11 protein-coding genes are annotated in these 12,613 nt (G+C 61.3%); 10 read left to right on the forward strand and 1 reads right to left on the reverse strand.

All coding sequences use genetic code 11. The annotated features are described in order from the left end of the window. Positions 1-153: 153 nt before the first annotated feature. The 7 genes from M2S36_RS24795 to M2S36_RS24825 all read left to right on the forward strand — a co-directional run bounded on the left by M2S36_RS24795 (position 154) and on the right by M2S36_RS24825 (position 9,179). Entirely contained in the window at positions 154-453 is a 300-nt protein-coding gene (locus M2S36_RS24795) for a DUF6388 family protein (protein ID WP_207835192.1), read from the forward strand. A gap of 246 nt (positions 454-699) precedes the next feature. After that, on the forward strand, positions 700-2,013 hold the full coding sequence (tig, locus tag M2S36_RS24800) for a trigger factor (protein ID WP_024086620.1): 1,314 nt from the start codon (positions 700-702) through the stop codon (positions 2,011-2,013). A gap of 91 nt (positions 2,014-2,104) precedes the next feature. Further along, positions 2,105-2,746, forward strand: a complete 642-nt coding sequence (clpP, locus tag M2S36_RS24805) for an ATP-dependent Clp endopeptidase proteolytic subunit ClpP (protein ID WP_003250240.1) — start codon at positions 2,105-2,107, stop codon at positions 2,744-2,746. Between the two features lie 108 nt (positions 2,747-2,854). Then, positions 2,855-4,138, forward strand: a complete 1,284-nt coding sequence (gene clpX / locus M2S36_RS24810) for an ATP-dependent Clp protease ATP-binding subunit ClpX (protein ID WP_025338419.1) — start codon at positions 2,855-2,857, stop codon at positions 4,136-4,138. Between the two features lie 164 nt (positions 4,139-4,302). After that, positions 4,303-6,699, forward strand: coding sequence for an endopeptidase La (gene lon, locus M2S36_RS24815; RefSeq protein WP_015269697.1), 2,397 nt, complete (start codon positions 4,303-4,305; stop codon positions 6,697-6,699). Positions 6,700-6,851: 152 nt separating this feature from the next. Then, on the forward strand, positions 6,852-7,124 hold the full coding sequence (locus tag M2S36_RS24820; RefSeq protein ID WP_003259401.1) for an HU family DNA-binding protein: 273 nt from the start codon (positions 6,852-6,854) through the stop codon (positions 7,122-7,124). Positions 7,125-7,307: 183 nt separating this feature from the next. Then, positions 7,308-9,179, forward strand: a complete 1,872-nt coding sequence (locus tag M2S36_RS24825) for a SurA N-terminal domain-containing protein (protein WP_233688360.1) — start codon at positions 7,308-7,310, stop codon at positions 9,177-9,179. A gap of 159 nt (positions 9,180-9,338) precedes the next feature. Here M2S36_RS24825 and M2S36_RS24830 read toward each other — a convergent pair whose 3' ends face one another. Then, a complete protein-coding gene (locus tag M2S36_RS24830) occupies positions 9,339-10,379 on the reverse strand; it encodes a patatin-like phospholipase family protein (RefSeq protein ID WP_207835219.1) in 1,041 nt (346 codons plus the stop codon). 178 nt (positions 10,380-10,557) lie between these two features. Here M2S36_RS24830 and M2S36_RS24835 point away from each other — a divergent pair, with 178 nt between their 5' ends. The 3 genes from M2S36_RS24835 to M2S36_RS24845 all read left to right on the forward strand — a co-directional run bounded on the left by M2S36_RS24835 (position 10,558) and on the right by M2S36_RS24845 (position 12,508). Continuing rightward, positions 10,558-10,836, forward strand: a complete 279-nt coding sequence (locus M2S36_RS24835; protein ID WP_003259403.1) for a hypothetical protein — start codon at positions 10,558-10,560, stop codon at positions 10,834-10,836. Positions 10,837-10,853: 17 nt separating this feature from the next. Then, complete coding sequence (locus M2S36_RS24840; RefSeq protein ID WP_233688361.1) at positions 10,854-11,633, forward strand: CHAD domain-containing protein; 780 nt, start codon at positions 10,854-10,856, stop codon at positions 11,631-11,633. Between the two features lie 77 nt (positions 11,634-11,710). Continuing rightward, complete coding sequence (locus M2S36_RS24845) at positions 11,711-12,508, forward strand: acyl-CoA thioesterase (protein ID WP_207835223.1); 798 nt, start codon at positions 11,711-11,713, stop codon at positions 12,506-12,508. Positions 12,509-12,613: the final 105 nt, after the last annotated feature.

Here is a 12,613-nt window from a genome sequence, read left to right on the forward strand (position 1 = left end):
CGCTCGATCTCACAGGCGCCACAAACCTCATGCCAGAAACTGGCGACCGCGACGCAATTCCCCCTTGCAATCCTCTGGTGACACCCCAATAAAAGCTGTTAGATTTCAGCCGGTTGAAACACCGGCCCAATTGGCCGGCAGAGGAACAACCCGATGATCGCAAAAGAAGCCCGTCAGGCCCTGGCGCTACAGCGCTTTGCCGAGGCCAATCCGCAGCTGCTCGAAGAGATCCGCGAGCTGGATCCGCGCGAGCAGGCCCAGCAGATCGAATGGGCATTCGAGGATGCGGCCGAGGAGCAGGGTATCCAGCCTTGGGAGCTGGCCCTGCAACTGATCGCCGAAACCCCGGAGCAACTGCAGGCCATGCGCCTGGAGACGCACCGCGAGGTCGCCGAGGCGCTGGGGATGGAGTGGGAGGAGTACTGCCAGTTCAATGAAATCGACCCTGCATAAGGAGGCGAATTCGTTGGTGGCAGTTGTTTGACAAGGTATTTCGGCTGCAGGTCGCCCCGGGCGTCGTGCGGCCCCCATTGAAGCAGGTCCGGCGCTATGTCGTGCGGGCCTTGAAAGTTAATCGACCGGCGTGGTTTCCCGTCGTCCCGAGTGGGGTGACTTCTGCTGCGCGACTCACTAGAATACTTGCCCTTGATTCTGGAGTCGGGCAAACGCCGGCTAACGTCTGTGCAACGAGGAATATCCATGCAAGTTTCTGTTGAAAACACTTCCGCTCTCGAGCGCCGCATGACCATCGCCGTTCCGGCCGAGCGCGTCGAGAACGAAGTCAACAAGCGTCTGCAGCAGACTGCCAAGCGCGCCAAGGTTGCCGGCTTCCGCCCAGGCAAAGTGCCGATGAGCGTGATCCGTCAGCGTTTCGAAGCCGATGCTCGCCAAGAGGCTTTCGGTGACCTGGTCCAGGCTTCCTTCTACGAAGCCATCGTCGAGCAGAAGCTGAACCCGGCTGGCGCCCCTGCAGTAGAGCCCAAGTCCTTCGAAAAGGGCAAGGACCTGGAATTCGTCGCCATCTTCGAAGTGTTCCCGGAATTCACCGTTGGCGGCCTCGAGTCGATCAACGTCGAGCGCCTGAGCGCCGAAGTGGCTGACGCCGACCTGGACAACATGCTGGAAGTGCTGCGCAAGCAGAACACCCGCTTCGAGGCCGTCGAGCGCGCTGCGCAGAATGACGACCAGGTCAACATCGACTTCGTCGGCAAGGTCGACGGTGAAGTGTTCGCCGGTGGTTCGGCCAAGGGCACCCAGCTGGTACTGGGCTCCGGCCGCATGATCCCTGGCTTCGAAGACGGCCTGGTTGGCGCCAAGGCTGGTGAAGAGCGCGTTGTCAACGTGACCTTCCCTGAGGACTACCAGAACCTGGACCTGGCTGGCAAAGCCGCCGAGTTCACCATCACCGTCAACAGCGTTGCCGCTCCTGTGCTGCCAGAGCTGAACGAAGAGTTCTTCGCCCAGTTCGGCATCAAGGAATCGACCCTGGAAGGCTTCCGCACCGAAGTTCGCAAGAACATGGAGCGTGAACTGCGCCAGGCCATCAAGGCCAAGGTGAAGAACCAGGTCATGGACGGTCTGCTGGCTGCCAACCCGATCGAAGTGCCGAAAGCCCTGCTGGAAAACGAAGTCAACCGTCTGCGCGTGCAGGCTGTTCAGCAGTTCGGTGGCAACATCAAGCCTGAGCAACTGCCGGCCGAGCTGTTCGAAGAACAAGCCAAGCGCCGTGTGGTCCTGGGCCTGATCGTCGCCGAAGTGGTCAAGCAGTTCGAACTGAAGCCGGACGAAGGCAAGGTTCGCGAAATGATCGAGGAAATGGCTTCGGCTTACCAAGAGCCTGAGCAGGTCATCGCCTGGTACTACAAGAACGACCAGCAACTGAACGAAGTCCGTTCGGTTGTGCTGGAAGAACAAGTTGTAGATACTGTTCTGCAGAAAGCGACTGTGACCGACAAGTCGGTCTCGTACGAAGATGCCGTTAAACCAGCACAGGCTCCAGCCGCCGCTGAGTAACAGGCTTCTCTCGTAGGAAACCCCCACAAGCCAGCCTTCGCGCTGGCTTGTGCGTATTCAAGCCATGACTATTTGGGAGTGAGCGCAGGACATGTCCCGCAATTCTTATATTCAGCAGAGCTCTGACATCCAGGCCGCAGGCGGCCTGGTCCCGATGGTTATCGAGCAGTCCGCCCGTGGCGAACGCGCTTACGACATCTACTCGCGCCTGTTGAAGGAGCGTGTGATCTTCCTGGTTGGCCCGGTAGAGGACTACATGGCCAACCTCGTCGTGGCGCAACTGCTGTTCCTTGAAGCGGAAAACCCGGACAAGGATATCCATCTCTACATCAACTCGCCGGGCGGTTCCGTCACCGCCGGCATGTCGATCTACGACACCATGCAGTTCATCAAGCCGGACGTCTCGACCATCTGCATCGGCCAGGCCTGCAGCATGGGTGCCTTCCTGCTGGCTGCAGGTGCCAAGGGCAAGCGTCACTGCCTGCCGAACTCGCGCGTGATGATCCACCAGCCGCTGGGCGGCTTCCAGGGCCAGGCCACCGATATCGAGATCCACGCCCAGGAAATCCTCAATATCAAGGCCCGTCTCAACGAACTGCTGGCCTACCACACCGGCCAGGAGCTCGAGACCATCAAGCGCGACACCGAACGTGACAACTTCATGAGCGCCTCGCGCGCGGCCGAGTACGGCCTGATCGACTCGGTCTACGACAAGCGGCAACTGGCCTCCTGAACCGGGGTGCCAGAGCAGGTGGGCGCGGAAAGCGCCTACCTGCGGACTTGAAAAAGCCCGCAATTGCCTTCATCTTGTGTTGCAAGCCTACCGGATTGGATCGATCGAATGACTGACACCCGTAACGGCGAGGACAGCGGCAAATTGCTTTATTGCTCCTTCTGCGGCAAAAGCCAGCACGAAGTGCGCAAACTGATTGCCGGGCCCTCGGTATTTATCTGCGACGAGTGCGTCGACCTGTGCAATGACATCATCCGTGAGGAGGTGCAGGAAGCCCAGGCCGAGAGCAGCGCGCACAAATTGCCTTCGCCGAAAGAAATCAGCGGTATCCTGGACCAGTACGTCATTGGTCAGGAGCGCGCGAAGAAGGTGCTTGCCGTAGCGGTGTACAACCACTACAAGCGCCTGAACCAGCGTGACAAGAAGGGTGACGAAGTCGAACTCGGCAAGAGCAACATCCTGCTCATCGGGCCGACCGGCTCGGGCAAGACCCTGCTCGCCGAAACCCTTGCACGCCTGTTGAACGTACCGTTCACCATTGCTGACGCCACCACCCTGACCGAAGCCGGTTACGTGGGTGAGGACGTCGAGAACATCATCCAGAAGCTGTTGCAGAAGTGCGACTACGACGTGGAGAAGGCCCAGATGGGCATTGTCTACATCGACGAGATCGACAAGATCTCGCGCAAGTCGGACAACCCGTCCATCACCCGTGACGTCTCGGGCGAGGGCGTGCAGCAGGCATTGCTGAAGCTGATCGAAGGCACCGTGGCTTCGGTTCCGCCGCAAGGCGGCCGCAAGCACCCGCAACAGGAATTCCTGCAGGTCGACACCCGCAACATCCTGTTCATCTGCGGTGGCGCCTTCTCGGGCCTGGAAAAGGTCATCCAGAACCGCTCCACCAAGGGTGGCATCGGTTTTGGCGCCGAAGTACGCAGCAAGGAAGAGGGCAAGAAGGTTGGCGAGTCCCTGCGTGAGGTCGAGCCGGACGATCTGGTCAAGTTTGGCCTGATCCCGGAATTCGTCGGCCGTCTGCCGGTACTGGCAACCCTCGACGAACTGGACGAGGCTGCGTTGATGCAGATCCTCACCGAGCCGAAGAACGCCCTGACCAAGCAGTATGCCAAGCTGTTCGAGATGGAAAGCGTCGACCTCGAGTTCCGCAGCGATGCGCTCAAGGCCGTAGCGCGCAAGGCCCTGGAGCGCAAGACTGGCGCCCGTGGCCTGCGTTCGATCCTCGAAGGCGTGCTGCTCGACACCATGTACGAGATTCCTTCGAAGAAGGATGTCAGCAAGGTGGTGATCGACGAGAGCGTCATCGATGGCACCTCGCAGCCGCTGATGATCTACGAGAACAGCGAGCCGCAAGCCAAGGCCGCGCCGGACGCCTGATCCAGGCAATGGCCGGTTGACGGTTGCAAGCAAGAAGGGGGCCTACGGGCCCCTTTCTGCTTTTCCTGCGCTAGCGCTTGTAATTTCCCAAGCGTGCCCCCACATTAGGTCCAAGCATCATTTCCACCGGTTTCCGGCCATAAGGCCGCTGTAGAGGCGAAATCATGAAGACCACCCTCGACTTGCCTCTTTTGCCATTGCGCGATGTCGTTGTTTACCCGCATATGGTCATCCCGCTGTTCGTGGGGCGCGAAAAGTCCATCGAAGCCCTTGAGGCGGCGATGACGGGCGAAAAGCAGATCCTCCTGCTGGCCCAGAAAAACCCGGCCGACGATGATCCGGGCGAGGACGCCCTGTACCGCGTCGGTACCGTTGCCACCGTGCTGCAATTGCTGAAACTGCCCGATGGCACCGTCAAGGTGCTGGTCGAGGGCGAGCAGCGCGGCGCTGTCGAGCGTTTCAGCGAAGTAGAAGGGCACATCCGTGCCGAAGTTTCCCTGATCGACGAAGTCGACGCCGCCGAGCGCGAGTCGGAAGTGTTCGTGCGCACGCTGCTGTCGCAGTTCGAGCAGTACGTGCAGCTGGGCAAGAAAGTCCCGGCCGAAGTGCTGTCTTCGCTGAACAGCATCGAAGAGCCAGGGCGCCTGGTCGATACCATGGCCGCGCACATGGCCCTGAAGATCGAGCAGAAACAGGAAATTCTCGAAATCGTCGACCTGCCGACCCGTGTCGAGCACGTACTGGCGCTGCTGGATGCCGAAATCGACTTGCTGCAGGTCGAAAAGCGCATTCGCGGCCGGGTCAAGAAGCAGATGGAGCGCAGCCAGCGCGAGTACTACCTGAATGAGCAGATGAAGGCCATTCAGAAAGAACTCGGCGATGGCGACGAAGGCCACAACGAAGTCGAAGAGCTGAAAAAGCGCATCGAAGCCGCTGGCCTGCCCAAGGACGCGTTGGCCAAGGCCCAGGCCGAGCTGAACAAGCTCAAGCAGATGTCGCCGATGTCGGCCGAGGCCACCGTGGTGCGTTCCTACCTCGACTGGTTGGTGCAGGTGCCGTGGAAGGCCCAGAGCAAGGTGCGCCTGGACCTGGCCAAGGCCGAGGAAATCCTCGATGCCGACCACTATGGCCTGGAAGAGGTCAAGGAACGCATCCTCGAGTACCTTGCCGTGCAGAAGCGCGTCAAGAAAATCCGCGGCCCGGTGCTGTGCCTGGTCGGCCCGCCCGGCGTCGGCAAGACCTCGCTGGCCGAGTCGATTGCCGCTGCCACCAACCGCAAGTTCGTGCGCATGGCCCTCGGTGGGGTGCGTGACGAGGCCGAGATTCGTGGCCATCGCCGTACCTACATCGGTTCCATGCCTGGCCGTCTGATCCAGAAGATGACCAAGGTAGGGGTGCGTAACCCGCTGTTCCTGCTGGACGAAATCGACAAGATGGGCAGCGACATGCGTGGCGACCCGGCGTCGGCATTGCTTGAGGTGCTTGACCCGGAGCAGAACCACAACTTCAACGACCACTACCTGGAGGTCGACTACGACCTCTCGGACGTGATGTTCCTGTGCACCTCGAACTCGATGAACATCCCGCCGGCGTTGCTCGACCGGATGGAAGTCATTCGCCTGCCGGGCTACACCGAAGACGAGAAGATCAACATCGCGGTCAAGTACCTGGTGCCCAAGCAGGTCAAGGCCAACGGTTTGAAGAAGGACGAGTTGGAAGTCGACGTCTCGGCGATCCGTGACATCATCCGCTTCTACACCCGCGAAGCCGGTGTGCGTGGCCTGGAGCGGCAAATCGCCAAGGTCTGCCGCAAGGTGGTCAAGGAACATACCGGGCAGAAGCAGGTCAAGGTCAAGGTGGCCAGCGAGCAGCTGGAGCACCTGCTGGGCGTGCGCAAGTTCCGCTACGGCCTGGCCGAGCAGCAGGACCAGATCGGCCAGGTTACCGGCCTGGCCTGGACCCAGGTGGGCGGCGAATTGCTGACCATCGAAGCCGTGGTCATCCCTGGCAAGGGCCAGCTGATCAAGACCGGCTCGCTGGGCGATGTCATGGTCGAGTCGATCACTGCCGCGCAGACCGTGGTGCGCAGCCGCGCCCGCAGCCTGGGGATTGCCGCCGACTTCCATGAGAAGCACGACGTGCATATCCACATGCCTGAAGGCGCCACGCCGAAGGACGGCCCAAGTGCCGGTATCGGCATGTGCACCGCGCTGGTGTCGGCGCTGACGCAGATTCCGGTACGTGCCGACGTGGCCATGACCGGCGAAATCACCCTGCGTGGCCAGGTGCTGGCCATTGGCGGGTTGAAGGAAAAACTGCTGGCGGCACACCGTGGCGGGATCAAGACGGTGATCATTCCCGAGGAGAATGTTCGCGATCTGAAGGAGATTCCGGAAAATATCAAACAGGATCTGCAGATCAAACCAGTCAAATGGATTGACGAAGTCCTGCAAATTGCGCTGCAATACGCCCCGGAGCCCTTGCCAGATGTGGCTCCGGAGATTGTCGCGAAAGATGAAAAGCGCGACGGCGATGCTAAGGAAAGAATCAGCACGCATTAGTAGTTTTTGGCTGGGGGGCTTTCCTTGACAGTTTTTTCGGGGCCTTGCTATAAAGCGGCACGCTATTGTCATCAGGCCACCCAGCGCACGTTTCATAAGCTTTTCATTACATACTTAGAAACAAACTCAATTGAGAAATAAGGGGACTTAGAGTGAACAAGTCGGAACTGATTGACGCTATCGCCGCATCTGCTGACATCCCGAAAGCTGTAGCCGGCCGTGCGCTGGACGCAGTCATCGAATCCGTCACCGGCGCCCTGAAGCAAGGTGACGATGTGGTACTGGTTGGCTTCGGTACCTTCTCGGTCAAGGAGCGTGCAGAGCGCACCGGCCGCAACCCGCAAACCGGTAACGCGATCAAGATCGCTGCCGCCAAGGTTCCAGGCTTCAAGGCTGGCAAAGGCCTGAAAGACGCCGTCAACTAAGTCGTCTCTTTCAGCCGGACCTGGCCTTGCCAGGTCCGAGCACGGTGATGGCGGGGCGCAAACGTTCCCGCCTGACACGTTTGCTAAGAAAAGGCGCATCCTCGGATGCGCCTTTCTTTTATCAGGTTTCTACCCACGCTCCGCGGTTGTCGACGCAGTGGTACAGCCGTTTCTGGGGGACGCATGCTGCAAAATATCAGGGACAATTCACAAGGTTGGATTGCCAAGACCATCATCGGCCTTATCGTCGTGTTGATGGCGTTGACCGGCTTCGAAGCCATTTTCCAGGCCGCCACCCATAGCCAGGACGCCGCCAAGGTGAACGGCCAGACCATCAGCCAGAACGAGCTGAGCCAGGCAGCCGACATGCAGCGCCGTCAGCTGATGCAACAGTTGGGCAAGGATTTCGACCCGGCGCTGCTGGATGACAAATTGTTGCGCGAAGAGGCACTGAAGGGCCTGATCAGCCGCAAGCTGCTGCTGCAAGGCGCCGAGGATGCCAGGTTTGCCTTCTCCGAGGCCGCGCTGGACCAGGTGATCCTGCAGACGCCGGAATTCCAGGTGGACGGCAAGTTCAGTGCCGACCGTTTCGACCAGGTCATTCGCCAGATGGGCTATGGCCGCATGCAGTTCCGCGACATGCTCGCCGAGGAAATGCTCATTGGCCAGCTGCGCACCGGCCTGGCCGGCAGCAGCTTCGTCACCGACCAGCAGGTCGATGCCTTTGCCCGCCTGGAGAAGCAGACCCGTGACTTCGCCTCCCTGACCTTCAAGGCCGACCCGGCCGCAGTCAAGGTCAGCGATGAAGAGGTCAAGGCGCACTACGACCAGCACGCCAAGGAGTTCATGTCGCCTGACCAGGTGGTGATCGACTATGTCGAGCTGAAGAAGTCGGCGTTCTTCGACCAGGTCAAGGTGACCGACGAAGAACTCAAGGCCCAGTACGAGAAGGAAATCGCCAACCTCGCCGAGCAGCGCCATGCCGCGCACATCCTCATCGAGGTCAACGACAAGGTCACCGACGCCCAGGCCAAGGCCCGCGCCGAAGAGATCGAACAGCGCCTGGCCAAGGGTGAAGACTTCGCCGCGCTGGCCAAGGAATTCTCCCAGGACCCGGGTTCTGCCAATAGCGGTGGTGACCTTGGCTTCGCCGGCCCGGGCGTTTACGACCCGGCGTTCGAGGATGCGCTGTACAAGCTGCAGGATGGCCAGGTCTCGGCGCCGGTGCGCACCGAGTTCGGCTACCACCTGATCAAGCTGCTGGGCGTGCAGGCGCCGGAAGTGCCGAGCTTCGCCAGCCTGAAGGACAAGCTGACCCGTGACCTGAAGATCCCGCTGGTCGAGCAGCGTTACGTCGATGCCAGCAAGCAGCTGCAAGATGCTGCCTACGAGGCTTCCGACCTGGCCCAGCCGGCCCAGGACCTGAACCTGAAGGTGCAAACGTCTGCAGCCTTCGGCCGCGAGGGTGGCGAAGGCATCACTGCCAACCGTTCGGTAGTGCAGGCCGCATTCTCCGAAGAAGTGCTGGAGGAGGGTGCCAACAGCACCGCCATCGAGCTCGACCCGGAAACCACCGTGGTGCTGCGCGTCAAGGAGCACCGCAAGCCGGAGCAACTGCCGCTGGAAGCCGTGGCCAAGAACATCAGCGAACACCTGGCCAAGGAGAAGGCAACTGCCGAACTCAAGGCCAAGGCGGACAAGCTGATTGCCGGCCTGCGTGACGGTTCCGTCGCTGCGGGCAGCGTGCACGAAGGGCAGGGCTGGAAGGCCTATGAAGCAGTCACCCGTGGTGAGGACGGTATCGACCCGGCCGAGCTGCAGGCGCTGTTCCGCCTGGGCAAGCCGCAGGCCAAGGACAAGCCGGTATATGGCAGCGTGGTGCTGCGTGACGGTAGCCTGGTGGTACTGCAGCTCAAGGGTGTCAACGAAGGCGCTGCTGCCACCGACGAAGAGAAGCAGCAGATCCGCCGCTACCTCGCGTCGCGTGCTGGCCAGCAGGACTTTGCGGCGTACCGCAAGCAGCTGGAAGCCAAGGCGGACATCACCCGTTACTAAGGTGATGGATGCGTGAACGAACAGGCCGCCCAGTGCGGCCTGTTTCGTTTCTGTTGTCTGTACCGGCTTCTTCGCGGGTACCGCGCTGACCTTGAACGCGGCGCAATACCTGTGGGAGCGGGTTTACCCGCGAAGAGGCCGGCACAGGCAGCACAGGGCCTAGCGCTTCACCCCTTCATAGTTATCCAGCGTATCCCGCGCAATCTCCCGCCCCAAAGCAATCAGCTCCGGCGCCTTGTAGAACTCGAAAAACCGGCACACCCGTTTGGGCACGTTGATCAGCACATCCGGTGGATAGCCGGCGATCTTGTACTGCGCCAGCGAGGTTTGCATGACCTCGAAACTCTGGTTGATCAAATCCAGCAGCGAAGCGGGCCCCACGTTGTCGATGATGAACGAGCCAGTGGCCGACTTCGGCGCGCCCTCGCGCTCCGGCGCCGCCGCCGGTTGCTGGCCTTCCGGGGCGGCGGCATCGGCCAGCCACGGGTTCGGCGGCGCCAGCCCTTCGGCGACGATTTCCTGCTCGATGCGGATCAGTTCCTCCGCCGGCTTGCGCCGGAACGGCAAGCGCGAGCCCAGCGAGCTGAGCAAGGCATCGAAACGCATCTTGAACGCCGCCGGGCGTTCGATCACCGGTAACTGGTACTGCTTCTGGTTGGTGGCGTTGAGGTTGACCGCGATGATCAGGTCGCAGTGGCTGGACACCACCGGTACGATCGGCAGCGGGTTGAGGATGCCGCCGTCCACCAGCATGCGGTTGCCTTGCATCACCGGGGTGAACAGGCTGGGGATGGCTGCCGAGGCGCGCATGGCCTGGTGCAGGCAGCCCTCCTGGAACCAGATTTCCTGCTGGTTGGTGAGGTCGGCTGCAACCGCCGTGTAGGGGATGCGCAATTGCTCGATGTTGATCTCGCCGACGATCTTGCGGATTTGCCCGAATACCTTGTCGCCGCGAATTGCGCCGAGGCGAAAGCTGACATCGACCAGGCGCAACACATCCAGGTAGTCGAGGCTCTCGATCCAGTTGCGGTAGTCTTCCAGCTTGCCGGCGGCATAGATGCCGCCAATCACCGCGCCCATGGAGCAGCCGGCGATGCAGGCAATGTCGTAGCCGCGGCGCTCGATTTCCTCGATCACGCCGATGTGTGCATACCCCCGGGCTCCGCCCGATCCCAGTACCAGTGCCACGCGTTTGCTCATGAACATTCCCCGGCCAGTGCAACCATGGTCCTACAATGCACCCATCGCTGCCTGTGCTTCAATGTACATCGCACTGAGCTACTGTAATAAAACTGGCTAGGCAAAGCTGGCTGGGCAGGGCACTTTTCAGCTGCCAGGGCGTCGAACAGCCACCGATTTTTCCATTGAGGTATTACTGATGAAAGCCTGGATCTGCCTTCCACTGATTGCCTTGGCCCTTGCTGGCTGCGCGGGCAAGACGGCCTACCGCGAGAGTTGTGCGACCCAACTGGATGCCGCCTGGAAGGAGCTGGATCTGGCCAAGGCCGAAGGCTTTGCCGGTGCCGTGAGTTACTCCAAGGCCTTGTCGCTGCTGACCGGGGCCAAGACCCAGCAGCAGTTCGAAGGTTATGAAAGCTGTACCAGAAAAGCCGAAAAGGCCCGTTTCTACATTCGTGAATCGCGCGCTGGGCGCTGACCAGGGAGCGTCTCTCAATGTCTGCCATGCTCGATCATGTGGTTGCCCAGATCGTGGCCTTGCAGGTGCGTCTGCTGGCCTGCCGCGAGCGCCTGGCTGCCGATACCGACAGTGAGGCCTTGCATGACCTGCGCACCACCCTGCGGCGCCTGCGCAGCCTGCTACGGCCGCTACGTGGGCTGCCGGGGGTGGAGCAGCTGGAGGACGCCGCCAAGTCGTTGGGTGCCCTCACCACGCCGTTGCGTGACCGTGAGGTACTGGCAGCCGAACTGATCGGGCGTGGTTTTACCGAGGCTGGGCAGTGGCGCCTGGAAGGGCGTGGCCGGACCTTCGCCAGTGTTGCCGCCAGCCCGCAGCTGACGCGGGTGCTGGCGATTGTCGACGCGTTTCCGCTGTTCCTGCGTGCAGCCGGCCGTGAGGGCTTGGTCAAAGGGTTGGAAAAGCGTATCGACAAACGCCTGGTCAAACAGTGGCACAAATTGCACAAAGCGCTGCAGGACCCTGCCCACGACCGCCACCGCCTGCGTTTGCTGATCAAGCGTGCGCGCTATGGCGATGAGGCCTATCCGCAGCTCGACCATGCGAGCAAGCATTTGCGGCGCTTGCTGAAGCAGGCCCAGAGCGACCTGGGTGACTGGCATGATCGCCTGCAATGGCTGCTGCAGGCGCGCGACCATGCCGACCTGGCACCCTGCAAAGTTGCCTGGGAGCAGGAATTGCACGAGGCCGAGCGCCATTCGGACGACACGCTGGATGCCCTGCAGCAGGCGGTGGCGCGGCGAAAGCCCGAGAAATGACCGATATGCGGGCTGATCGGCAAGGGTTTGCTGGCTAGGATGGGCAGACCATTTTCGCTGCAGGCAGGAGCCGGCCAATGAATTTCAACCAACTGCTCGACGCCGTGCGGGTCAACCCCGAAGCGGTGAGTATCCCGCCCAGCTGGGCCCAGGGCCGCGCCGCCTTTGGCGGGTTGATGGCGGCCATGGTGTATGAAGCCATGCGCCAGAAAATCTCCGATGACCGCCCCGTGCGTTCGTTGGCCATCAGCTTTGTGGCGCCGGCCGCGGCGGATGTGCCAATCCGCTTCGACGTGGAGGTGCTGCGTGAAGGCAAGGCAGTCAGCACCTTGCTGGGCCGCGCCGTTCAGGACGGCCAGGTGGTGACCCTGGTGCAGGGCAATTTCGGCGCAGGGCGGCCGTCAGTGGTTGATGTACCGGCGTTGCCGGCCACGGAAATGAAAGCGCTCGAAGATGCGGCCCCCGAGCTGCCCCATATCAAAGGCGTTACCCCGGAGTTCATGCAGCATGTGGCCTTGCGCTGGGCGGTAGGTGGGTTGCCGTTCAGCGGCAATCAGTCGCGCCAGATGGGCGGCTGGGTACGTTTGCGCGGGGTGGCCGAAGAACCGGTCAACGAGACGCACCTGCTGGCGTTGGTCGATGCCTGGCCACCGAGCCTGATGCCGTTTCTCAAGCAGCCCGCTGCCGGCAGTACGTTGACCTGGACCATCGAATTCATGCAGCCCACCCCGCAGTTGTCGACCCTGGACTGGTGCCGTTACTGTGTGGAAACCGAATATGCGCGGGATGGTTATGGGCATGCCGCTGCTACCTTGAGGACGGCGCAGGGCGAGTTGCTGGCCTTGAGCCGGCAGACGGTGACCGTATTTGCCTGACCGAGCAGTGGGAGCGCGTGGCGCTCCTTTCGCGACACAAGGCCGCTCCCACAGCGATCGCGTAAATTTAAGGCCATGCGCGATTTTGAACTGCGCCCCTGATGT

It is taken from the genome of Pseudomonas sp. SF2, assembly GCF_036858055.1.
Classification (GTDB): Bacteria; Pseudomonadota; Gammaproteobacteria; order Pseudomonadales; family Pseudomonadaceae; genus Aquipseudomonas.

Excerpts from the sequence above, each read along its gene's own strand:
- clpX (WP_025338419.1), top strand. The coding sequence starts at position 2,855 with ATGACTGACACCCGTAACGGCGAGGACAGCGGCAAATTGCTTTATTGC.
- tig (WP_024086620.1), top strand. The coding sequence starts at position 700 with ATGCAAGTTTCTGTTGAAAACACTTCCGCTCTCGAGCGCCGCATGACC.
- M2S36_RS24840 (WP_233688361.1), top strand. The coding sequence starts at position 10,854 with ATGTCTGCCATGCTCGATCATGTGGTTGCCCAGATCGTGGCCTTGCAG.
- clpP (WP_003250240.1), top strand. The coding sequence starts at position 2,105 with ATGTCCCGCAATTCTTATATTCAGCAGAGCTCTGACATCCAGGCCGCA.
- M2S36_RS24795 (WP_207835192.1), top strand. The coding sequence starts at position 154 with ATGATCGCAAAAGAAGCCCGTCAGGCCCTGGCGCTACAGCGCTTTGCC.
- M2S36_RS24845 (WP_207835223.1), top strand. The coding sequence starts at position 11,711 with ATGAATTTCAACCAACTGCTCGACGCCGTGCGGGTCAACCCCGAAGCG.
- M2S36_RS24835 (WP_003259403.1), top strand. The coding sequence starts at position 10,558 with ATGAAAGCCTGGATCTGCCTTCCACTGATTGCCTTGGCCCTTGCTGGC.
- M2S36_RS24830 (WP_207835219.1), bottom strand. The coding sequence starts at position 10,379 with ATGAGCAAACGCGTGGCACTGGTACTGGGATCGGGCGGAGCCCGGGGG.
- lon (WP_015269697.1), top strand. The coding sequence starts at position 4,303 with ATGAAGACCACCCTCGACTTGCCTCTTTTGCCATTGCGCGATGTCGTT.
- M2S36_RS24825 (WP_233688360.1), top strand. The coding sequence starts at position 7,308 with ATGCTGCAAAATATCAGGGACAATTCACAAGGTTGGATTGCCAAGACC.